The sequence below is a fragment of the Alteromonas sp. AWM4_230 genome (assembly GCF_056158305.1).
The window spans coordinates 4,330,888-4,352,407 of the sequence record NZ_JBSWTB010000001.1 but is presented as its reverse complement, the minus strand read 5'-3'; the positions used below and the strand labels follow the sequence as shown (position 1 = coordinate 4,352,407).

At 44.9% G+C, this 21,520-nt stretch carries 16 protein-coding genes; 9 read left to right on the top strand and 7 right to left on the bottom strand.

From position 1 onward, the window contains the following. Positions 1-2: 2 nt before the first annotated feature. From ACXACS_RS18690 to ACXACS_RS18670, 5 genes are read left to right on the top strand one after another with little or no spacing between them, the layout of a single operon-like run. A complete protein-coding gene (locus ACXACS_RS18690; RefSeq protein WP_474808846.1) occupies positions 3-809 on the top strand; it encodes a sulfite exporter TauE/SafE family protein in 807 nt (268 codons plus the stop codon). 4 nt (positions 810-813) lie between these two features. Continuing rightward, a complete protein-coding gene (gene lgt / locus ACXACS_RS18685) occupies positions 814-1,626 on the top strand; it encodes a prolipoprotein diacylglyceryl transferase (protein WP_474808844.1) in 813 nt (270 codons plus the stop codon). A gap of 8 nt (positions 1,627-1,634) precedes the next feature. Further along, on the top strand, positions 1,635-2,468 hold the full coding sequence (locus ACXACS_RS18680) for a thymidylate synthase (RefSeq protein ID WP_474808842.1): 834 nt from the start codon (positions 1,635-1,637) through the stop codon (positions 2,466-2,468). 9 nt (positions 2,469-2,477) lie between these two features. Beyond that, on the top strand, positions 2,478-3,548 hold the full coding sequence (locus ACXACS_RS18675) for a response regulator (RefSeq protein ID WP_474808840.1): 1,071 nt from the start codon (positions 2,478-2,480) through the stop codon (positions 3,546-3,548). Beyond that, positions 3,545-4,519 (top strand): GGDEF domain-containing protein, encoded by a 975-nt coding sequence (locus ACXACS_RS18670; protein WP_474808838.1) that lies wholly within the window; start codon positions 3,545-3,547, stop codon positions 4,517-4,519. Before ACXACS_RS18675 ends, ACXACS_RS18670 begins: the two co-directional genes overlap by 4 nt. A gap of 11 nt (positions 4,520-4,530) precedes the next feature. On the opposite strand, the gene ACXACS_RS18665 is transcribed toward ACXACS_RS18670, so the two are convergent. The 6 genes from ACXACS_RS18665 to rapA form a co-directional block, all read right to left on the bottom strand. Beyond that, complete coding sequence (locus tag ACXACS_RS18665) at positions 4,531-6,708, bottom strand: response regulator (RefSeq protein WP_474808836.1); 2,178 nt, start codon at positions 6,706-6,708, stop codon at positions 4,531-4,533. A gap of 105 nt (positions 6,709-6,813) precedes the next feature. Further along, entirely contained in the window at positions 6,814-8,160 is a 1,347-nt protein-coding gene (locus ACXACS_RS18660) for an AmpG family muropeptide MFS transporter (protein WP_474808835.1), read from the bottom strand. A gap of 101 nt (positions 8,161-8,261) precedes the next feature. Then, complete coding sequence (locus ACXACS_RS18655; RefSeq protein ID WP_474809332.1) at positions 8,262-8,585, bottom strand: hypothetical protein; 324 nt, start codon at positions 8,583-8,585, stop codon at positions 8,262-8,264. Between the two features lie 142 nt (positions 8,586-8,727). Further along, a complete protein-coding gene (locus tag ACXACS_RS18650; protein ID WP_474808833.1) occupies positions 8,728-9,615 on the bottom strand; it encodes a DUF3530 family protein in 888 nt (295 codons plus the stop codon). A 145-nt stretch (positions 9,616-9,760) separates the two neighbouring features. Beyond that, complete coding sequence (rluA, locus tag ACXACS_RS18645) at positions 9,761-10,477, bottom strand: bifunctional tRNA pseudouridine(32) synthase/23S rRNA pseudouridine(746) synthase RluA (RefSeq protein ID WP_474808831.1); 717 nt, start codon at positions 10,475-10,477, stop codon at positions 9,761-9,763. 50 nt (positions 10,478-10,527) lie between these two features. Then, positions 10,528-13,389, bottom strand: a complete 2,862-nt coding sequence (gene rapA / locus ACXACS_RS18640) for an RNA polymerase-associated protein RapA (protein ID WP_474808829.1) — start codon at positions 13,387-13,389, stop codon at positions 10,528-10,530. Positions 13,390-13,724: 335 nt separating this feature from the next. On the opposite strand from rapA, the gene ACXACS_RS18635 reads away from it, so the two are divergent. Further along, the gene (locus tag ACXACS_RS18635) at positions 13,725-14,516 is read left to right on the top strand and encodes a DUF4019 domain-containing protein (RefSeq protein WP_474808827.1); all 792 of its coding nucleotides are present in this window, start codon (positions 13,725-13,727) and stop codon (positions 14,514-14,516) included. Between the two features lie 9 nt (positions 14,517-14,525). Here ACXACS_RS18635 and ACXACS_RS18630 read toward each other — a convergent pair whose 3' ends face one another. Beyond that, positions 14,526-15,893, bottom strand: coding sequence for a gluzincin family metallopeptidase (locus tag ACXACS_RS18630; protein ID WP_474808825.1), 1,368 nt, complete (start codon positions 15,891-15,893; stop codon positions 14,526-14,528). 193 nt (positions 15,894-16,086) lie between these two features. On the opposite strand from ACXACS_RS18630, the gene ACXACS_RS18625 reads away from it, so the two are divergent. The 3 genes from ACXACS_RS18625 (at position 16,087) to ACXACS_RS18615 (ending at position 21,359) form a co-directional block, all read left to right on the top strand. Continuing rightward, positions 16,087-18,162 carry an extracellular solute-binding protein gene (locus ACXACS_RS18625; RefSeq protein ID WP_474808823.1) on the top strand — a complete coding sequence of 692 codons (2,076 nt, stop codon included), beginning with the start codon at positions 16,087-16,089 and terminating at the stop codon, positions 18,160-18,162. A gap of 308 nt (positions 18,163-18,470) precedes the next feature. Then, positions 18,471-19,868 carry a PhoH family protein gene (locus tag ACXACS_RS18620; RefSeq protein ID WP_474808821.1) on the top strand — a complete coding sequence of 466 codons (1,398 nt, stop codon included), beginning with the start codon at positions 18,471-18,473 and terminating at the stop codon, positions 19,866-19,868. A 93-nt stretch (positions 19,869-19,961) separates the two neighbouring features. Next, entirely contained in the window at positions 19,962-21,359 is a 1,398-nt protein-coding gene (locus ACXACS_RS18615) for an aminotransferase-like domain-containing protein (protein ID WP_474808819.1), read from the top strand. Positions 21,360-21,520: the final 161 nt, after the last annotated feature.

Below are 21,520 nucleotides of genomic sequence, written 5' to 3'. Positions count from 1 at the left end.
AAATGGATCCACTCGTTGTAATTGTTGCCAGCTGTCTGATCTTAGGTTCTGTTGTCGGTATTCTTGCAGGTATGTTGGGTATCGGTGGCGGCTTAATTATCGTACCCGCGCTGTCATATTTGCTTATCCACTTTTTGGGCATGACCACCGAAACGGTTATGCCTGTCGCTATCGCAACATCCTTATCTACCATTATTTTCACGGGTATGTCGTCGGCTTTAGCACATTATAAACTGGGTAATATTCAGCGTCATATTGTGCTTTATACGGGATTAGGGATCGCGTTTGGTGCAATTGCCGGTGCGCAGGTGGCAAGTCATATCTCGGGCGAAGTGCTTAAAGATGTGTTCGCCGTACTGGTTATATTGATAGCGCTGCAAATGATTTTTGGCAAACAAAAAGCGTCTGAGAACGAAGCCTCTAAAGGTTCACTGGCTGCTGTTGGCGGTGGAGCAGGCATGCTAAGTGCGCTTATGGGTATTGGCGGTGGCGCATTACTTGTACCCGCTTTAGTGTGGTTTCGTGTTAATGTACGCGCGGCTATAGGTTGCGCCGCTTTTTGCGGGCTTGTTATTGCCGTTTTTGGTACCACCAGTTTTATTATCGCTGGGTGGGGTGAGATAGATGTACCAGAATACAGTATGGGTTATGTTTATCTGCCTGCTACAGCTGGTATTGTTGCAACCTCCATGTTTACCGCAAACATAGGTGCGAAGCTTGGGCAGCGCGTTAATATACGTGTGTTAAAAGCGATGTTGGCATGTTTACTTGTTTTAGTAAGCATTAGAATGATTTTAGGAATTGAATAAAATAATGGAACAGAGCAGTTATCTGGTGTTTCCCAGTATCGACCCCGTTATCTTCAGTGTCGGTCCATTAAGTGTCCGCTGGTACGGCTTAATGTATTTGGTAGGTTTTATTGCAGCGTATCTGTTAGCACAAAAGCGCCTATCGCAAACTAACTGGAGCAGAGAACAGTTAAGCGACCTGCTTTTCTGGAGCTTTGTGGGCGTGATTTTGGGGGGGCGCATTGGCTATGTGTTCTTCTACCAGTTTGGCATGTTCTTAGACGACCCTCTGTATCTGTTTAAAATTTGGGAGGGTGGAATGTCTTTCCACGGCGGCTTGTTAGGGGTATTAGCAGCCCTGTTTTGGCGCGCAAAGTGTATGAATACGACCTTCCTACGTTTAGGAGATTTCGTTGCGCCACTTGTACCCATTGGTTTGGGGGCTGGTCGAATTGGCAATTTCCTAAACGCAGAACTATGGGGGCGCACCACTGACGTACCTTGGGCTGTCATTTTCCCTAACGCAGGCTATGTGCCTCGCCACCCTTCACAGCTTTATGAGTTTGCTTTAGAGGGCGTACTGCTCTTTATTATCCTATGGCTTTATTCTGCCAAAAAGCGCCCGGTAGGGGCGGTCAGTGGCTTATTCCTGTTCGGTTACGGTAGCTTTAGGTTTATCGTTGAGTACTTCAGAGAGCCTGATGCTCATATTGGCTTATACCAAATGGGCCTAAGCCAGGGGCAACTTCTTTGTTTACCTATGATAGCTTTAGGAATAGGATTAATGGTCCGTGCTTACATGCGCGGAAAAGACCGTGTTGAACAACAAAAAATATAAGAATAACGATGAAAGAATATCTCGCATTAATGCGCCATGTACGTGATACGGGTGTGAAAAAGGAAGATCGAACTGGTACAGGTACATTAAGTGTATTCGGCTATCAGATGCGTTTTAATTTACAGGAAGGTTTCCCTTTGGTGACAACAAAGAAGTGTCACCTAAAATCAATCATTCACGAACTACTTTGGTTCTTAAAAGGCGAAACAAATATTGCCTATTTAAAAGAGCATGGCGTCAAAATTTGGGATGAATGGGCTACCGATGAAGGCGAGCTTGGCCCTGTATATGGCCATCAATGGCGTAGTTGGGATCGCGGTGACGGTACCTCGGTTGACCAAATTGCCGAAGTGGTAGAGCAAATTAAAAATAACCCTGATTCACGTCGTCTTATCGTTAGCGGCTGGAACCCTGCGGTCTTACCTGATACTAGCTATTCACCCAAAGAAAATGCGGCAATGGGCAAGCAGGCGTTACCTCCATGCCATACGCTTTTTCAGTTTTACGTTTTAGAAGGCAAGCTAAGCTGCCAGCTTTACCAGCGTAGCGGTGATATTTTTCTTGGCGTTCCGTTTAACATTGCAAGCTACGCACTGCTTACCATGATGATTGCACAAGTATGCGACCTAGAGCCGGGTGATTTTATCCATACGCTAGGTGATGCGCACTTGTATTCAAATCACCTTGAACAGGTAGAACTTCAGCTTAGTCGCGAACCGTTTGCCCGTCCAACGATGGAAATTAACCCAGATATTAAAGATATCTTTGGTTTTTCATACGATGACTTCACGCTAAAGAATTACCAGTCACACCCACATATTAAAGCCCCTGTCGCTATTTAAGGAGTTACCATGAGTACTCCAATATTGATTTGCGATGACTCGGGCTTCGCAAGGCGGCAAATGGCGCGCAGTTTACCCGACGGGTGGGATGTAGATGTCTCGTTTGCCGAGAATGGTGAACAAGCCCTAGCTCTTATCAAAGAAGGTAAGGGCGACGTGGTCTTTCTCGATTTAAACATGCCGATAATGGATGGCTATCAAACTATGGAAGCCATTCGTCAACAGGACTTGCCGTGCTTAGTGGTGGTAGTGTCTGGTGATGTTCAGGCGCAAGCGCGGGAAAAAATGCTCGCACTCGGTGCTTTAGATTTCATTCGAAAGCCAATTGATAATGATAAGCTTAGTCATATCTTATCTTCCTACGGCATTTATAGCGGTGAGAGCCATTCATCAGGGGCTAACTTACAAAAGGCCCAGGGGCAAAGTGAGTCAAGTGCGCCTAAAGCCAAGGGCCCAGCGAGTAATGAAGAGCAGTTAGACGCATGCCGTGAAATGGTCAATATTGCCATGGGGCGCGCAGGAGAAAATCTAGCCCAGCTGCTAGGTGAGTTTATTGACTTACCCATACCTAATGTTAACTTAATTGAAAGCAACGAATTGTCTATGGCGATTGCCGAGATTAATCGTAATGACAGCGTGTCCGCGGTTTCAAAAGGGTTTATTAGCGAAGGTATAAGTGGTGAAGCCCTGGTTATCTTTAACGATACAAATACGCAAAATATTGTTGAATTGTTGAAATACCCTTCGTCGGCATCGTCAGACAAGCTTGCTCTTGAAGCTCTCATGGACGTTTCAAATATTCTTATAGGCGCTTGTTTGAACGGTTTGTCAGAACAGCTTAATGTTGCCTTTAGCCATACGCATCCTGTACTACTGGGACAGCACCAAGGCCTATCAACCCTTTTAAGTGATAACGTACAGCGCTGGGGAAAATTAATGGCCATTGAAATTGGGTATGCGATAAAGTCGAGAAATATTTCCTTCGACCTTCTATTGTTGTTTCCCGGTGATGCTATGAATCACATTTATGCACGGTTGTTCGATGATGGTTCGATAAAACAAGACAAGGAAAGTCTATGAATGCTTCAACTGGTACACTCGCTGCAGAAGCTCTCGTTAGTTCACCTCACGTGCCTGCAGGATTACTCGACTCAATTGAAGTAGGAATTGCGGTAATTGACCGCAACTTCAACGTGCAGGTCTGGAATAAATTTCTTGAGGATCATAGCGCTAAGAAAGCGAAAGCTATGGTTGGAACTAGCTTGTTTACACACTTCCCAGAAATAGAAGAGAAGTGGCTCAGAACCAAAGTTGACCCTGTATTTAATTTAAAAAGTCCGGTGTTTATCATTTGGGAGCAGCGTCCTTACTTATTGAAGTTCGATTGTAATCGTCCGGTTACCTGCGCCGCTGAGTTTATGTACCAAAACGTGACCATGTTCCCTATTGTAGATAAAAGCGGACGTGTAGAGCGGTTCTGTATGCTGGTTTACGATGTGACCGAGCAGGCCCTGGGCAAACTGGGAATGCAGCATCTTAACGAAGAGTTGAAAACTGCAAGCCGAGTCGATGGGCTTACAGGCCTATTTAACCGCCGCTATTGGCAAGAACGCTTTGATGAAATGCACAAACTATGCGTTCGACGAGGAAAGCCCAGTACCGCACTCATGCTAGATATCGATCATTTCAAGCGGGTTAATGATACCTACGGGCACCAAGCTGGCGACAAAGTCATAAAAATGCTTGCTGCCCTGATTAAACGTTGTGTGCGGGAAACCGATCTGGCGGGGCGTTATGGCGGTGAGGAGTTTGCAATTATCCTTAACGATTCAACGGTAGACGATGCGAAAGCGGTGGCCGAGCGTATTCGACAATTTGCACAGCGTTTGGTGGTTGAGCATGAGGGCGAATCGATAAACTTCACTGTAAGCCTTGGGCTTGCCCAGTTTTCTCCCGACTTTAAGGAGTCGATGGCATGGCTTGAGTGTGCCGACCAAGCGCTTTATCAGGCAAAAGAAAACGGTCGAAATCAGTACCGTATCTATACTTAGAAAAACACCATCTATAAAAGTGCAAGACGTAAGGTATTTTTGAGTTCCTGAAAGGTAACGGGCTTCACAAGGTGATATCGAATACCTGCCTGCAGTGAAGCTTCTTTATCGTTTCTGTGGGCATTAGCGGTAAGTGCAATTATAGGGAGGTTAGGGTGCCCTTCTTTCATTATTTTTGCTACTTCCAAGCCGTTAATATCTGGCAATTGAATGTCGAGCAACACGCAGTCAAAGTCGGTTTCGTTAACTCGGCTAATTGCATCGTCGCCGGTATAACTCACCGTCACATTGTGACCCATACTTTGTAGCATATACTCCACCATCTCGGCGTTAATCGGCTCATCTTCAACAACTAATATGTTGGCCTTGGCTACATCTTTTATGACTTTTGCATTATTTGCCGTTAGTTGATGAATGGCGTCTACAAACCGGTTTCGGTCGATAGGTTTAACAAAGCTCTGATATATGGGTAGCTCACTTTTGGCGATAATATTGGCGATATCCGGTGTTGCAGACAATACGATGACTGGTGGCACTCGTTCTCCATAGATGGCGCGCAGTGTTTTTACAAGTTCAAGTCCATTCATCCCTGGCATATATAAATCGGCAATGATGCCCGAGAATTGAAGCAGTTCTTCGTGGAGGTTCAAAAGGTTAGCGCCAGACGAAAACGTTCTTACGCTAAACCCTTCGTTGGTAATAATGGACTGTAGGTGAAGTCTTGAGATTTCTAAATCGTCGACAACCGCGAATTTGGCATATGAAGGGGTAGACGACACCAATGGAGAATCTTCTACTGGCTTAATGGGCAGCGATATTTTAAATTCAGATCCGACGCCAGCGGTACTGTTGACTTGAAGTGTACCGCCAAGTCTATCAATACTGCGTTTGGCAACCGATAGCCCAATTCCCGCCCCTGGGTAGCGCTGACTTTGCGAATGCTCTCCTCTATAAAAGCGCTCAAACATACGTTTTTGCGTACTATCATCAATGCCAATGCCGGTGTCGTTAATAATGATTACTAGAAAAACTTTTTTGTTTTTAACTAGCGTTGTAACGGTCACGTCAATTAAACCCGTTGAAGTAAATTTCACGGCATTATCGAGAATATTCATTATGACTTTGGAAAGGGCCATAGCATCGGTTTCAGCATAACTTGGCACGCTATGACTGCAGTGCATGTTAAATTCGAGCTTTTTGTCTTTAATCCTTACCGAAAAAGGGGATATGCATTCGTCTAACAAGCTGATCAAGTCCACCTTTGAAAGTTGAAGGTCATCCTCTATGTGATTATTGAGTATATCAGTAAGGTTGTTGGTTAAATTTAGCAGTCTATAGCTTGATTGCTCAGCTTGTTGAATTAACCGAGTACGCTGATCTTCCAAATTAGGAATAAGCTCTAAGGCACTAATTATGGCGCTAATCGGGGCCCTAAACTCATGGCTGATAAGCTGTAAAAACTCTTTGTTCTGTAGGTCTTGATCATTATCAGCAATAGCAAGCCGTACATTTGACTTGTTGAGTTTTCGCAGAGATTTCTTGGGTGAGCTTTTACTAATAGTCCACGCACCAAGATACCAAAGAACCAGAACAACTGCGCCAAATAAAGTGGTTATCAACATCTTTTGCCGCAGTGCTTGTACACGGAGTAACGCCGAATTTTCTTCCGCTTGTAAAGTGCTTAGAAGAGGAAGAAGGCTAAAGCCATCATCGATATAGGGCTTTATTTCTGTAGGGGGGAGCGCCACAAGTGTATAAAGCAATATTCGCGTTGTTTTGGCGCTTTCTTCTGCTGCGGCTCTATGTAAATCTTTATATGCCTTTTTAAACTCTTCTTTAGAAACGAGCGCAGGAGCGTCGCTGACCCTCCATCTGTCTTGTAAATATCGATGTAACCCCTGGTACGTTACCTGTAACTGATGGGCTAGAGCGGTATGATTGCCATTATCGCTTTGAGTTTGCCTGTTGAATTGGTGAATTCGATGTTCAGCGGTAATTATACTGTCTACTAAATCACTCTTTTGCTTAAGGTTAGTAATGGAAGACTGCTGTTTGGTGTTTAACACAAACAAGACTGAGATAATAATGGCAGCGAAAAACATAGCCGTGGCGTTTACTTTTGAAAAGGTAAAAGCGGTGGATACCAAAGATGACTTGCGTTGCGGTGGATCAGCCTTGTTTACGCTCAACTTTCTTCCTTGCAAGAGTTTGCATTAACTACCTTCTTTAAATGTAGGCAACTAATCCAAACTTGCAAGGTAATTAAATGCAGACTGCAACAGAGAGTAAGGAATTTATGGCGCTTCGACGCGCTTTATGTGGTCTCTTATGGAGTATAAAAAGCAAAGGCTAGGGATCACCATGACAGCCGTCAAAACAAAAAACAAACTCCAGTTTCCATTAAGACTATCAACAACTAAACCACTGCTAGAAGCAACTAATGTTCGTCCTGCAACACTCAGAGAGGCCATAAGTGCATATTGAGTTGCGCTAAAAGCGCGGTTACATAAAAGCGATATAAAGGCGACCATGGCAACAGTGCTCCATGCTCCGGTAAAACCATCGACAATTACAGTGATGGCTAAAAGTGAAGTTGAAGGTCCTGTTTGTGCGATAAGAGCAAACAGAAGGTTTGAGGCTGCCATGGCAACACCAGCAATCATCAGTCCTCGGTAAATACCATAGCGGATGTTCACTAACCCGCCAAGTAAAGAGAATATAATGGTCACCCACCAGTTAAGTAACTTTGAGTAAGTGGCGATATCGCTATTTGAAAAACCCACTTCTTTATAGAAGACGATGCTCATACGACCTAAAAACGCTTCTCCAATTTTAAAAAGAAAAATAAACAGTAAGAATGAAGCAGCCAGCTTGATGCCATTGCGGTTAAAGAACTCCGAAAATGGTGTTATGAGAGTTGTTCTTATCCAGTTAATTGCTGCAGAGCTGTTTGCGTCTACATCCGTTACTTGCTCAAGCAAAGCTTCCCTATTAACTGCGGGTTCATTAGCAAACCAGGTAGCTATTGCCAAAGAGGCCATGATAGCGCCAAGTAATAAGTAAATATCTGGCCAAGTCCAGGAAGTGAGGTCTGCTAAGAAAAAGGGGATAGCGCCAAGGCCACCGTAGCCCGTCCACCATCCAGCTGTTGCTACTGATGATGCAGCAGACATACCATCTTTATCTTCTTTTTCAATACAATCAATACGAAAGCCATCAATAGCAATATCTTGGGTGGCAGAAGCAATGGCAATGAGTAAACCAATTAGGGCAACGTAGAATAGGTCTTGGTTTGCGGTAAGTTGGGACATGGCCAGACACAGTAAAATAACAACGCTTTGCATCAAAAAGATCCAACCGCGTCTTTGCCCTAACAGCGGTGGCTTAAGCTTATCGACAAGGGGCGACCATAGAAAATTAAATGAGTAGGTGGCGAAGATGATACCGAAAAGACCAATAGCCGAACGCGATAAACCTTCATCTTTTAGCCAAGCCGATAACACTGAACCAATCATGATCCAAGGAAAGCCACTGGAAATGCCAAACAGAAAAATCGTTAGGTAGCGTTTGTCGTTAAACGTTTTTAATGCAGTAAGCAATACTTCGGCCTTCAGCGGTAACTCAAAAGTACATTGAGCCACGAACCACTGTGATTAGCAATAAAACTGTGAAGGCATGATGAACTTTTAAGCGAAACGTTTATAACCCAAAGGGAGAGAATAACGCTGTAAGTGAGTGAAAGTTAGGGGCGGATCCCGACGCAATCCAGAGGACAGTGCCCTAAACCTTCAAGGAAATTGACGCAGTTAGTAAGCTCGTCAACGAGAAACTGATCTTTTGTCAATTTTTCTTCACTCCAGTAATGCACTTGGTGCAGTAAGTGCCAAAATACGCGTTCCTTTTGCGTATAAGGCTGTGTTAATGTGCATTCAATTTGACCCCATTCTTCCATGCTATCCCAAAAGAATAGCTCGATCTCCTCGACCGGAAGCTCTCCTTGCCAAAATGCTCTCAAATAGAAACACAGCTGCTTCGCTTTGTTATCTACAAAATCCTGAACATCCACGAGTAACTCAACCATCTTTGTTTGCTTAAATTAGTATAGTCCATTACATAATTACCATTGACTGCATTTGCCCGCTGTTCGCTTTATTGCGGGTAGGTAACTGTTTTGGGTACTAATTTAGCGTAATCTCAAGATGACGTAATTACCAGCCTAGATGCCGTGTCCAGCCTATGGTTCTATTTGCAACCATTTGAATATAAGATGTTTTTTCAATCGCCTTTATACTAAAGGTTGAAGAATTATTTGGAATGATAACTTGCCTGTAGTGCAACTTTAGTTCATTTTTTGCTCTAACTTTTCTTTTCATTGTGGTGATGCCCTCCCAGTCATTGAAGTCGCTGAGGGATAAGTCGAGCACAGGAAAGCTGGCTTTCGCGATAGTATCAATCACTAAGTTATTTGTTTTTTCTTGTGGCCAAAATGGCGATATAGCGACAAACGAGTCTGGTTGTAAACCAGGCTGCATTTCTACTGCAGACAAGTAGGCCGTTGCAAGCATTCCTTGCGCAATGACCATGCGGTACCCGGTTCTATCTTGCAAATAATTATCTAAAGCACTGAGTTGCATCGTTAGTGCAGTCGTTGTTGATTTAAAATCAAGGTACTGAGTCAGTTGATCACTTCTAGGGTGGATGACTGATTCGCTTTCCATCGATGAAGGTGCGCTTTCTGCTTGGGCTTCACGGGTTTGTTCTTCACTAGTTAGAGCCGATGGTGAGTTTGTCGCCAAATTAAATGGGCTGATAACTACGCTCCATCCTTTTTCAGCAAGCATACTCGCTAGGCTGTTACCTTCTGCAAGGGTCAAGCTAGATGGAAAGGGCTCAGTGAGAACCACTGCAACACCCAAAGGGAGTGGCGTTTGTGCCTCAACCATAATAACAGGGGCTTTCTCTTCGCCCACCATTAACGCGTCCACTTCTCCGGGCAAATAGGCATTACTTACATCTGTGAAAAAATCACAATGCGCCGTTACAGGCAGCAGCGATACGATAACTGCAAATGTTATAAGAAGAGCGTGCCTTTTCATAAAAAACGGTTTGCCTTTACCTATTTTTGATTTGCGCGGTTACGGCAGCATCAAATCAATTCATACACCAATTATTCTACGAAGGTTATCGGCAGAACCTTATAAAACTGAAATGAAGTCCATAGATAAAATAAAGAACCGCTAACTACTCAATACTTTCAGAAAGGGCTCTGGGTTGGTACTGGCTAAAGGGGATAGGGATGTGAAAATGCTGCCAATGTCCGAGTGTAGGATGGGAAAAGCTTAAGCTTTCTGCATGTAGCTGTAAGCGAGAGGCCATGGATAGCGCTTCTTCATGGGCATAAAGTCTGTCCCCTAAAATAGGGTGGCCTAAAGCAAGCATATGCACGCGCAGTTGATGAGAGCGACCTGTGATGGGATAAAGGGCAACTAAAGAGTAGGGCAATCCATTTTCATCATGATTACGCTCGACAACGTCAAAATGCGTCACTGCTTTCTTACCGCGCTCGAAATCTACCATTTGCTTAGGTCTGTTCGGCCAGTCGCAAATAAGGGGTAAATTCACCTCTCCACTGTCTTGTGTTACATGCCCATGTACTCGGGCAAAATATCGCTTTTTAGTTTGTCGAAGCTCAAATTGTTTTGATATATGGCGATGACTCTCTTTATTCAGTGCCAGCACTAAGATACCCGATGTTGCCATATCTAGCCGATGAACCACAGTGGCGGTGGGGTAAACACAATTAACACGGCTAATGAGCGAGTCTCGGTGCTCTAAGGCCTTTCCTGGCACGCTTAACAGCCCGCTAGGCTTGTGCGCTACCAGCATATCCTCATCTTGATACAGGATATCAAGATAAGGCGTCATAGGCGGGTTATAAACAAAACTCGGGTTTGCCATTATGTACTCGTTACTTCAACGTTGCTCTTTCAGTGCTTAACATTTTGCATTTACGGGTTGTTCACCACAATACGTATTGCGTCTAGCTGAACATCAGCTTCCTGAATGACCTTATCGAGCGCATTCATTTGCGTTTCAATAAATTCAATTTCGCTATCGCGCACAGCAGGGTTGCGCTTTTGAAGATCGCGCAAGCGCTGTATTTCATCATTCAATGTGCTATGCATATCGTTAAGGGCATCATGCTGCTTTTGGTTAGCCTCATGATGGGCAAGCTTACGTGCTTTCTCGATTGCAAGTTCAAGCGGCTGTTGCAGTGCTTTTAGAAGTTGAGAAGAAATTTTGCGGCCAATTTTACGCTTAACATCAAAACTTAGCTCAGAAGGATTGCCCTGCGCATCTAAACATACCCGCACAGGCGTTTGTGGCAAGAAACGGCCTAATTGAAGCGCTTTCGGCGCTTGTGCATGCAGCACGAAAAGGGTTTCTATCCAGTAGGCGCCCTTCGGTAAAGATGGCTCGGCAATAAAGCCCATGCTGCTTTTTCCGTGTACGTCGGTGAGTACTACATCAATCGCGGTATGTACTAGCGGGTGGTCCCAGCTAAGAAACTGTACGTTTTCAAGCGTGGTGGCAACACGGCGCTTGTAAGTGACCGTCATGCCTTCGGGGTCAAGCCCTGGAAGCTGGCTTACCATGGATTCGGTTGGCATAAGGATAAAGCAGTCATTGCCTTTTTCGTCCTGCTGAACACCGATAGCGTCAAATACACGGCCCATAAAGCGCGACAAATCTTGTTCGCTATCAAGTGTAATAATGTCTTCAAGCAGTTGCTCTACACGGCCTTCTCCAGAAGCATTAAGCTCAAGAAGTCGATCGCGACCGGCTTCAAGTTGAGCCACCAGTTGGCTATTTAGCGTAACGCTCATGTTTACAAGCTCGTCACGGGCACTCATATCGTCAGGGTGCAAGCAGGCACCAATAAGCAAAGGTTTAACGTCGTCAAACACACCAGAGCCGGTCGGACAGGTCTTCTCAAAGGCATTAAGTCCTTCGTGATACCAATCTAGTAAGACGTGCTGCGCGGTTTTCGCTAAATACGGAACGTGAATTTGTACAGTTTGAGTTTGGCCAATACGGTCAAGTCGACCAATACGTTGTTCAAGCAGGTCTGGCGTAATAGGCAAGTCGAACAGAACCAAGTGGTGAGCGAACTGGAAGTTACGGCCTTCACTGCCAATTTCACTACACAGTAGAATTTGTGCGCCGTCTTCTTCGTCAGCAAAGTAATGGGCCGCTTTATCGCGCTCTACGATGCTCATGCCTTCGTGGAATACACTGTGGCGTATGCCGGTTTGCGTGCGAATGACTTCGCCTAGTTCTTGTGCAGTACGAGCGCTGGCGCAAATAAGCAGAATTTTTTCTGGCTTAACGCTTTGCATAAAATCTAGCAGCCACTCAACGCGAGGGTCGTGCTTAGTCCAGCTATTAACAACACTTGCCATACGCTCAGGGTATAGTGAATAGGTTAGGTCGCCGCCGCTCACTGCCTCTGAATAAACCTCCGGCAACGCCAATTCATATGCACTTAGTTTACGCTCCGGAAAGCCTTCGATATTGGCGCGACGGTTTCTAAACAGCATGCGACCTGTACCGTGACAGTCGATAAGTTGATGCAGCAACGCATGACGATTTTCCGGCGAGTTTAGGTCTCCCGCATGTTCCATTACGTCAGGCGCAAATTCTGCGAGTTTGCTGCGCTGTTTGTCGTTCGGCTCGGCGTCTGAAAGTAATGGCGCTACCGCATCGGCGAGCTGGCTGTATTTCGATTCTTCATCTAAGAAAGCGTCGTAACTATGGAAGCGAGCCGGGTCGAGTAGGCGTAAGCGTGCAAAGTGGCTCTCGTGACCAAGTTGATCGGGCGTTGCGGTAAGTAGCAATACGCCAGGCGTTTGATTCGCTAGTGCTTCAACACATAGGTATTCGGCAGAAGGAGCTTCACTTGACCACGCAAGGTGGTGGGCTTCATCGACAACCATTAAATCCCAACCTGCGGCTTGAATTTGCTGCTGGCGTTTTTCGCTCTTACTGAGAAAGTCGATACTGCAAAGTACCAACTGATCGCTTTCAAATGGGTTTACAGCGGCTGTGTCAGCTGTATCGTCATCTTCTAGACCTTCGCTCTCTTCTATCGCTTCGCAGCGACTCTCATCGTAAATGGCGAAGGGAAGATTTACACGGCGCAGCATTTCAACTAACCATTGGTGCATGAGCGAGTCTGGAACCAAGATAAGCACGCGCTCTGCACGGCCTGTTTTAAGCTGCTGGTGAATAATTAACGCGGCTTCAATAGTTTTACCAAGACCTACTTCATCGGCAAGCAATACGCGAGGCGCGTGTCTTCCGCCTACCTCTGACGCTATGTGTAGCTGGTGCGGGATAAGCGATATACGGGCACCGGCAAGGCCGATAGTTCTTGAACGCAAATATTCGTATTGATGATCTAGGGCGCGTTCACGTAAGTCGAACCATTTCGGATTGTCTAGCTGCTGGCTGAACAGGCGCTTTTCAGGTTGGTTTAAGCGAATGTGGCTGTCTAGCATGGTTTCAGGTAAACGCACTTGGGCCTTGGTATCTTCACGAAGCCCGTGATATATAAATAAACCTTGGCTTTCTTCTTTTTCAGTAATGGTCATTTCCCAGCCATCTTGGCTTTTGACCGTTTCGCCAATTTCGAATATTAGTCGCGTAAGCGGCGCGTCCTGCTTTGTGTATTTTCGCGCTTCGCCTGTTGCCGGATACAACACTTCAACTGAGCGGAAATCGTTACCGATAACCACGCCCAGCCCCAGCTCTATTTCGGTGTTGCTTAACCAACGCTGACCAACTAAAAATTGACTATCTGAACTCATAAATCACCAACCTGTTTTTCGGGGGCGGTATTGTACGCATTGCGTTGTGATAAGTCATTAATACTAGCTTATTTGATTTACGGTTGCAGGTGGGGGACGTGATTGAGTAACTATGCCTCTGCGTCAATAAGACGATGAGCACGAGTAGTGCCTTCATTACTTCACAGCGAGAATGCTGGTTAGCAAAAGAATAAGAACGTTAACGTATCCATCAGGCTTGCTTTGTCACAGGGTTGACGTAAAACTGTCGTATCACTGACCATGGATATTTCTTACTGTTAACCGCGTTACGTTTTTAACGTATGTGAAGCGCAGCTAACAGGAGGAAGCGCGAGATGGATATGAAAGTAGACAGTCAAAAGCTTATACAACTTCGCAATGCTAAGGCATGGAGTCAGCAGCATCTGGCAGATGTGTCCGGATTGAGTTTGCGTACTATTCAGCGAATTGAGAAAACACAATCTGCATCACACGATTCAATAGGCGCACTTGCTTCGGTTTTCGAAACGACGCCCGATGCACTTTTAATGGGTGAACCCCTCGCCACTACAAGTCATGCTCAAGGGCAGCCAACCTCGCAAACTTCTACTGCGGGCGAGAATGCCGCAGCTCATCATGCAATTAAACAGCAGCTTGACCGGCCAACGTCGTTGAATCCCCAACATGTTCTTTGGATCACGCTAGCGCTCGCTATCAGTTTGTTTGTAGCTATTTACTATGCACAAACAGTCAATGCAAATAACGGTAGTAACCAAGTAATCGAAGCTGGCAAACCAGTGAATGTAAGTAGCGAAGCCCTTGAAAATGCTACAAATTGGTTGCAGCTGATTGATAGCGGTGAATATGAACAAAGCTGGCAAGAGAGTGCGGCTATATTCAGAAGTAATATTTCCCAAGCGAAATGGGCTGAAGCTCTTCAGCTTGCTAGAAAGCCTCTAGGCGATCTAAAAAATCGAGAGCTTTCTTTAGCTCAAGCGCCTTCTTCACTGCCAGGGTTGCCAAAAGGCAATTACCTAATCTTATCATTCAGCACCCAGTTCACTGAAAGTACCTCTATGAATGTAGAAACACTCTCTATGGTAGAGGTAAATGGTGAATATAAAGCAATAGGGTACTTCATCAAGTAGACCCTTTTATCACTCACCCATGCGATACAGGGTCTGTAAGCCCAGTATCGCCTTTTTATCGTTGTCGCTAGTTGCATTGTTAATGGCGTCAATAAGTTCAGGTGCGTTATAAGGTTCAAGTAATGCTAAGAAGGTCGCTGTGCCAGGCGGCATGCCACTATTCACTACTTTTTGAAGTCGCTTCCATACGGTGAACAGCGACTCCTCACCTAACGTTTTTTGCTGCACCACGCTATCGATGGCGCGGTGCATTACCATTCCGCACGAGTAATAAAGATTGAAGCGTCCGTTCTTATAAGCGTTGGCTAGCGTGCTTTGCGTTAAACCTTGCGTGCAGCTTTCAAAGGCGTGGGTTATACGCCTATCCACATAGCTATTGGCATCTTCATAAAGGTAGTTCATGGCTAGTGCCGCAAAGTAGTCGGCGCTACCTTCATGTAACCATGACTGTTCGTCATTCTCTGAGACGCCGTCGGTATTACCTGGCTGATATAAATGTGCTGCTTCATGGGCAAAGAACCACAACGTCTTATTGGCAAAGTCGATATTCTCAGCGCGTTTGTCCAAGTCATTTCGGTTCCAGTGCATAAAAATTTGATTTGGCAACGTGCCGCCTTGTGAGGAATGACCGTCAACCATGGCGTAAGAAGCAAATAGCATAGGTTTCTCAGTGGCAAGTGAGTTAAGAGAGTGAGAGAAATAAGCCATGAGATTGGGCATGTCGTACTTAAGCTTCGCTTGTATGCTCTCAGGTAGGGCGGGGTCAATAAGAGCAACGGCGCTGTCTGTGATAATAGGTTGCTGCGTACCTTCATAAACCTGTCTGCCATTATTTTTATCCACCCATGAAGCGCTGCCTCTAAGTACTTTTCCGTTTAAAACGATGTGTTCGCCACTTGGCACTATAAGGGTGATAGGCCATTCATTATGTTCTTCTTCACAAGTATTAGCACAAGCAAACAGACGACCAGAATGAAAAGCATTGCCACCGTTCGAAAAGGGCGAAAACGGCGCATAGTCTTTGCCCAAATGTTTGTAAGTGGGGGTGAGTACAAAAGAAACCTTAGCAATAGGTTTTCCCGTTTTAGATCGCACAATTTCTTGTTGTGAAGTGGTGTCGTAGGCAATCTCAATGTCACTATTTTTTGGTAGCCAGCGAGTGGTTCTAGAAGCGTCAGGATTTCGGACGAATACTAGCTGTTGTGAAGGCTTGTCAAGGGTATAGCTTAGCTCCCAAGTAGCACCGCTTTCTGTCTGAATTTTTTCAATTACGGTGTCGACCTGGTTAGCGAGACTTACGCCACTCGTAAAGTTAGTGACTATCAACACTAAAAGGGTAAGAAAGGGATGAGCTATAGTTCTTAGGGCGTTTGTCACAACTAAAAGATCCTTTTTAAGTGCAGTGATAAAGGCGTACTTTCGCGTATTTCAACTTTAGCTAATATCAGCGTCTACGCGTGTGTTTCGCAATCAGGGTTAAAATAATGTTAATTTATTTACTGATAGTAACGCACGTTTTGTTTTTATCTGCTATTTAAACTTACATCTAATGAATAATGGAACTTATATAATGCCAAATATAGCGGGTGATGTTGTTTCCCTTTTTACCCGTACGTGGGTACCTAAAAAGGCGATAGGGTTGTACTTACTATGTTTGGTTTTTCTACTTGGCACCAATTTCACCTATGCACGCCCTGTTACGCTTGCAACATCAGAGGTAAGCCCCTTTAGCGACAGCCAAGACGTGTCGAAAGGCTATGTGAATGAAGTGGTAATAAGAGCTTTTGAAGAGCTCGGCGAGCCGCTTAATGTAGAGCGTTACCCTCATGCTAGGGCTTTAATGTTGGCGAAAAAGGGCGCCGTAGACGGTGTCTTTCCTGTTCATGACTACGAGCGTTTTAATGACGCATTTCTTCTATCTGATGCTATCCCAGCGGGAGCAAGTGGGTTCCTAATTAGGACGAAAGACTTTAAGAATAGAAGTGAAATACCTAATCTAGTTGAATGGCTCAAACGACAAAACTTGCGAGGAATTGGGTACCTCAGAGGCACAGTAGCGCCGCAATTTTTATCAAATGAAGCGTTTTTCAATATGTACCCAGGAAAGTCTACGGTTAATCTATTAGATTTACTTGGAAGAGAGAGAATTGATGTTTTATTTATTGATAAGTATAGCGCCAAGGAAGCATTAGTTAACGAGCGACCTAGCCTCAAAGGTGAGTTTATATTTATCCCTGGGGAGGAAGTGCAAAGCTCTTTTCATCTAGCGCTTTCAAAACAAAACCCTAAGTCTTCCAAGCTAATTGAGAAGTTCAACCTAGCGTTACAGAAACAAAAACAGAATGGGCTTTTGGCGCACACACTCGAAAAGTATGGTGTATATAACACCTCACAAAACGAAGATGCATTAATTGTTGGCGCGCCAGATATTAATGGTGTTTTTAATGCAAAAGCATACCTGGATAAATACGGCTCCCCTCTATCACAGTCAAATATCCAATGGCGAATAATGGATGAAACCGTTTTACGCCGCCGATTGCTCGGTAATTTTTCAGTTAATGAAAATAGCTTTGATTTGGTACTCATTGGTAATTACGGGCTTCCTATTTGGGCGAAGCGGGATATTCTCGTTCCTTTTAACACGCATCCTGACGATTATGACATTAATGACGTCATTCCTGCTGCTCTTCATGCAAACACCGTTGACGGAAAACTTTACGGGTTACCGTTTGTCGCTGAAACAACATTGACTTTCTACCGAAAGGATCTGCTTGATAAGTTTAATTTAAGCCTTCCCTCAGTGCTTACATATACCGACGTTAAAGCGCTAGCTCAACAAGTACATATGCCCGAAAAAGAAATTTACGGCGTAGGGCTTAGAACGCGTGTGGGGTGGGGACAGAATATGGCATTAGTGAGTACCATGGCTAATACCTATGGGGCATCGTGGTTAGATGAAAAAATGCGACCTACCTTAGACAGCACAGCGTGGCTTAATGCCGTGAATATGTACGCTGACCTTGCAAAGAACGTTGGCCCCCCAAGAAATGAAGATATGGGGTGGCAAGAGAACCAAAAACTTTTTGCTCAAGGCAAATTAGCGTTTTTCATTGATGCCTCTTCTTTAGGCGGGGCGCTATTTGATAAAAACTTCTCTAAGGTTACTCAATCCACTGGCGTTACTTATGCGCCGCTCGGAACGCAACAGAAAGGGGCGCAGTGGTTTTGGTCATGGAATTTTGCCATTCCAAAACAATCGCGCTATGTGAAGGAGTCCCAGCAACTTGCGCATTTTTTAACATCAAAAACCTTTATTGATGACCTCAAGAAAGTTAGCGGTGAATACGCGGCCCCTTCAGGTACTAGGCACTCTACGTATTCGAATGCCTATCAGCAAGCTGTGCCTTATGCAGCTTTTGAACACCAAGCATTGAAGTTACTTTCAAGCGATGACTTGAGCAATTCTATGATAGGCAGTCAGTTTATCCCTATCCCAGAGTTTACTGCTATTGGCTACGCAGTAGGGGCACAAATTAATGACGTGGTTACCGGTAAAAAAAGCGTGAAGGCGGCATTAGACAATGCCCAAAACCAAACAGAGATAATTTTAGAGCGCGCTGGGTACTTCACGAACAAAGGAAACTAGCTTGTTTAGCATTGCGTATGTGAAAAAAGGCTAAGACGATTGCGCTTTACATTTGTTCTAAATGAAAATAAAAAAAGAAAAAACAGTGCTAAATCTTAAAAACTGGATTATGGTGGAATTAAGGGTTCGCTAATTCAACTGACGAACCTTTGAGGCAGAAAGTGTAGTACTGCTTCTCAGTCGACGCGAGTAGGGGAAGAAGTCCTGTTTCGAGCGGCATTCTCCTACAACCGTAACTGTAGCTTGTTAGTGCGCGGGTTCATAAACGAACTATACGCCTAACCTGGCTTTATTTACCGGAGTGAAGGATGCCAAAAAAAAATTCTACCGATACTAAGATTTACGTCCTCGATACCAATATTCTGCTGCACGAACCTCACGCTTTTCTCTCCTTTAAAGAACATGATGTTGTTATTCCAATGACCGTATTGGAAGAACTCGACTACATAAAAGACAGTAAGAAAGACGTGGCGCGCGACGCACGGGTATCCATTCGGGCGATGGAGGATTTACTCCACGACGCAACGCCAGAAGATATGCTAGCGGGTGTATCGATGGAAGGGTTGGGCGCGGGGCAAACGGCACCTACAGGTAGCCTATCTATCTTTGCCGACCTTAATATGGTCGAAGCCCAGCAAGTCTTCACCAGCAATGAGAACGACAACCGCATTATTAACGTAGCGCTGCACTTGCAAAAGACCTTTGCGCCGCAAAAAGTGGTGTTGGTAACCAAAGACTTAAACATGCGCCTTAAAGCGAAAGGGGCAGGGCTTGCTCATGTTGAGGACTATCGAACCGACCAGCTTATTACCGATATCAAATATTTATCTCGCGGGTTCCATACCTTTGAGGGAAATTTCTGGGACAGCGTAAAAAGCGTGGATAGCCGCAGTGAAGGTCGAGACACCATTCACACCATACCAAAATCCATGTTGCCCGAGGCGTATGTAAACGAGTTCTTACTCGATGAAACAAAACAGTTTGCAGGCCTTGTGGAAGAGATCACCGACGATCATTTAGAAGTACTGGATTTAGGTTACGAACGCTTAATGGGTCGCCATGCCTGGGGCATTACACCAAAAAATATAGGACAGGCAATGGCGCTTCACGCCTTGCTAGACCCGCATATTGATATGGTTATTCTCACAGGCCCTGCAGGCAGCGGTAAAACGTTACTTGCGCTAGCGGCTGCCCTTGAAATGGTGGTAGAGCGCAACATGTATGACAAAATCATTGTTACGCGAAGCACGCCAGAAATCGCTGAGTCTATTGGCTTCTTACCGGGTACTGAAGAAGAAAAAATGCTGCCTTGGTTGGCGGCGATTACTGATTCGCTTGAAGTGCTTCACAAGCATGATGAAAACACCAAAGGCTCTATGAACTACATCATGGAAAAGGCCAATATCCAGTATAAGTCGGTAAACTTTATGCGGGGGCGAAGCATTCAAAACGCGATCGTAATCTTGGATGAATCGCAGAACTTAACGGCATCACAGCTTAAAACTATCATCACCCGTTGTGGTGAAGGAACGAAGCTCATTGTAGGTGGTAACTTGGCGCAAATAGACAGTAACTACTTAAGTGCTGTGACTTCGGGCCTGACCTATCTAGTTGAGAAATTTAAAGATTTCTCGGGCAGTGCCACCATTAATCTAGATGGCGTTGTAAGAAGTCGACTAGCGAGCTTTGCTGAAGAGAATCTATAACCTAAGATAATGCGTAAATTGGCAGTATTGTTTTTATAACAGAAAACTGTCCTCACTGTTATACTCCGCTGGTGGGAACTATCGGAGTATAACGTGGCTAAATACGAAGTTTTAGCTCACCAACTTAAAGAGCAGATTGAGCGCGGCGTGTGGGTAGAAAATGAAAAACTCCCATCGCTTCGCAAACAGGCAGCACAAACTGGCTTCAGCCTAATGACAGTGCTGCACGCCTATCAGATGTTAGAAAGCCAAGGCATAGTAAGCTCCCAAGAACGTTCGGGCTTTCTGGTAACAGCTAAAGCGAACAATGCCTCAAAAGAGCGTGTACAGGCCACAGAAGCCGTCAGCATTAACGACTTTGTGTATGAAGTGCTGCAGGCCTCTCGCGACCCTCATATGTTCAGTTTAGGATTTGCTTACCCCGACCCAAGCCTTTATCCAAGGCAACATTTAAATAAGTCTATTGCAGCTGCCGCCCAGCAAATTTCCTTGACCAGCGCCATGGATAACTTGCCTCCAGGTAACCTGGACCTTAGAAAAATTATCGCTAAGCGCTATGCCGCCAAAGGTGTGAATATATCGCCTGATGAAATCATTATTACCGCTGGTGCGCTAGAGGCGCTGAATTTGAGTTTGCAGGCGTGCACCACACCAGGAGACTGGGTGGTGGTCGAGTCGCCGGTTTTTTATGGAACGCTGCAGGCGCTTCAACGTTTAGGTCTAAAAGTGATTACTGTAACGGTATCACCCAACACTGGCCTGGATGTAGCTGCACTTGAGCGAGCATTTAAAAATCATAATGTGAAAGCCTGCTGGCTTATGAGCAATTTTCAAAATCCTGTTGGATACTCATTGAGTGACGGTGAAAAACAGCAGGTGGCCGCGTTACTCGATAAGTACAATGTTGCCCTTATTGAAGATGATGTGTATGCCGAGCTTTATGCTGATAAGCGTCCACCACTACCTATTAAGCATTTTATGAAAGAGGGAGATAGCATGTTGTGTTCATCGTTCTCCAAGTCTTTAGTGGCAGGATACAGAATAGGGTGGGTCGCCGCAGGTAAGCGTGCCCTTGAAATTCAAAAGCAGCAGCTCATGAGTACATTGGCAACCAGCGCACCGATCCAGCTTGCGCTTGTAGATTATTTATCCACAAAAAATTACGAGTCTCATTTAAAGCAGCTGCGAAAAAAACTCATCGCTCGTAAGAAGGCGATAACGGCCTTGCTTATCGACCTTCTATCAGGCGTTGCGACTATTCATACACATAGCGGCGGCTATTTTTTGTGGGTGGAATGCCGAGGGAATGTTGATGCAATGGCTATTTATAAAGAAGCGTTGCGTTTACACATCACCATTGCGCCTGGAAAACTGTTTAGCTTAACCAATGAGTTTAACCATTGCTTTCGTCTAAACGCGTCGTTTGCTCTGAATGAAGCGAAGCACAATCAACTGCTAAAGCTTTCCTTGTTTATAAAAAGCCTTTCATAAATAACGCATTATCTCTATGTGTAACGCAAACGAAGTTTTTCTACATTCTGTATAGGACGCAGGTTTGAAATAAGAAAAACATAGACCTAAAAACCTGCGCCTTCAAAGCCTATACCTTAAATATCTACGCCTTAAAAAGTATAGCAACTGATCTATAAAGA

Bases quoted from the DNA above. Each gene is read 5' to 3' on its own strand.
- rluA (WP_474808831.1), bottom strand. From the start codon at position 10,477: ATGGCAAACCCGAGTTTTGTTTATAACCCGCCTATGACGCCTTATCTT.
- ACXACS_RS18675 (WP_474808840.1), top strand. From the start codon at position 2,478: ATGAGTACTCCAATATTGATTTGCGATGACTCGGGCTTCGCAAGGCGG.
- ACXACS_RS18635 (WP_474808827.1), top strand. From the start codon at position 13,725: ATGGATATGAAAGTAGACAGTCAAAAGCTTATACAACTTCGCAATGCT.
- ACXACS_RS18690 (WP_474808846.1), top strand. From the start codon at position 3: ATGGATCCACTCGTTGTAATTGTTGCCAGCTGTCTGATCTTAGGTTCT.
- ACXACS_RS18650 (WP_474808833.1), bottom strand. From the start codon at position 9,615: ATGAAAAGGCACGCTCTTCTTATAACATTTGCAGTTATCGTATCGCTG.
- ACXACS_RS18620 (WP_474808821.1), top strand. From the start codon at position 18,471: ATGCCAAAAAAAAATTCTACCGATACTAAGATTTACGTCCTCGATACC.
- lgt (WP_474808844.1), top strand. From the start codon at position 814: ATGGAACAGAGCAGTTATCTGGTGTTTCCCAGTATCGACCCCGTTATC.
- ACXACS_RS18625 (WP_474808823.1), top strand. From the start codon at position 16,087: ATGCCAAATATAGCGGGTGATGTTGTTTCCCTTTTTACCCGTACGTGG.
- ACXACS_RS18670 (WP_474808838.1), top strand. From the start codon at position 3,545: ATGAATGCTTCAACTGGTACACTCGCTGCAGAAGCTCTCGTTAGTTCA.
- rapA (WP_474808829.1), bottom strand. From the start codon at position 13,389: ATGAGTTCAGATAGTCAATTTTTAGTTGGTCAGCGTTGGTTAAGCAAC.
- ACXACS_RS18680 (WP_474808842.1), top strand. From the start codon at position 1,635: ATGAAAGAATATCTCGCATTAATGCGCCATGTACGTGATACGGGTGTG.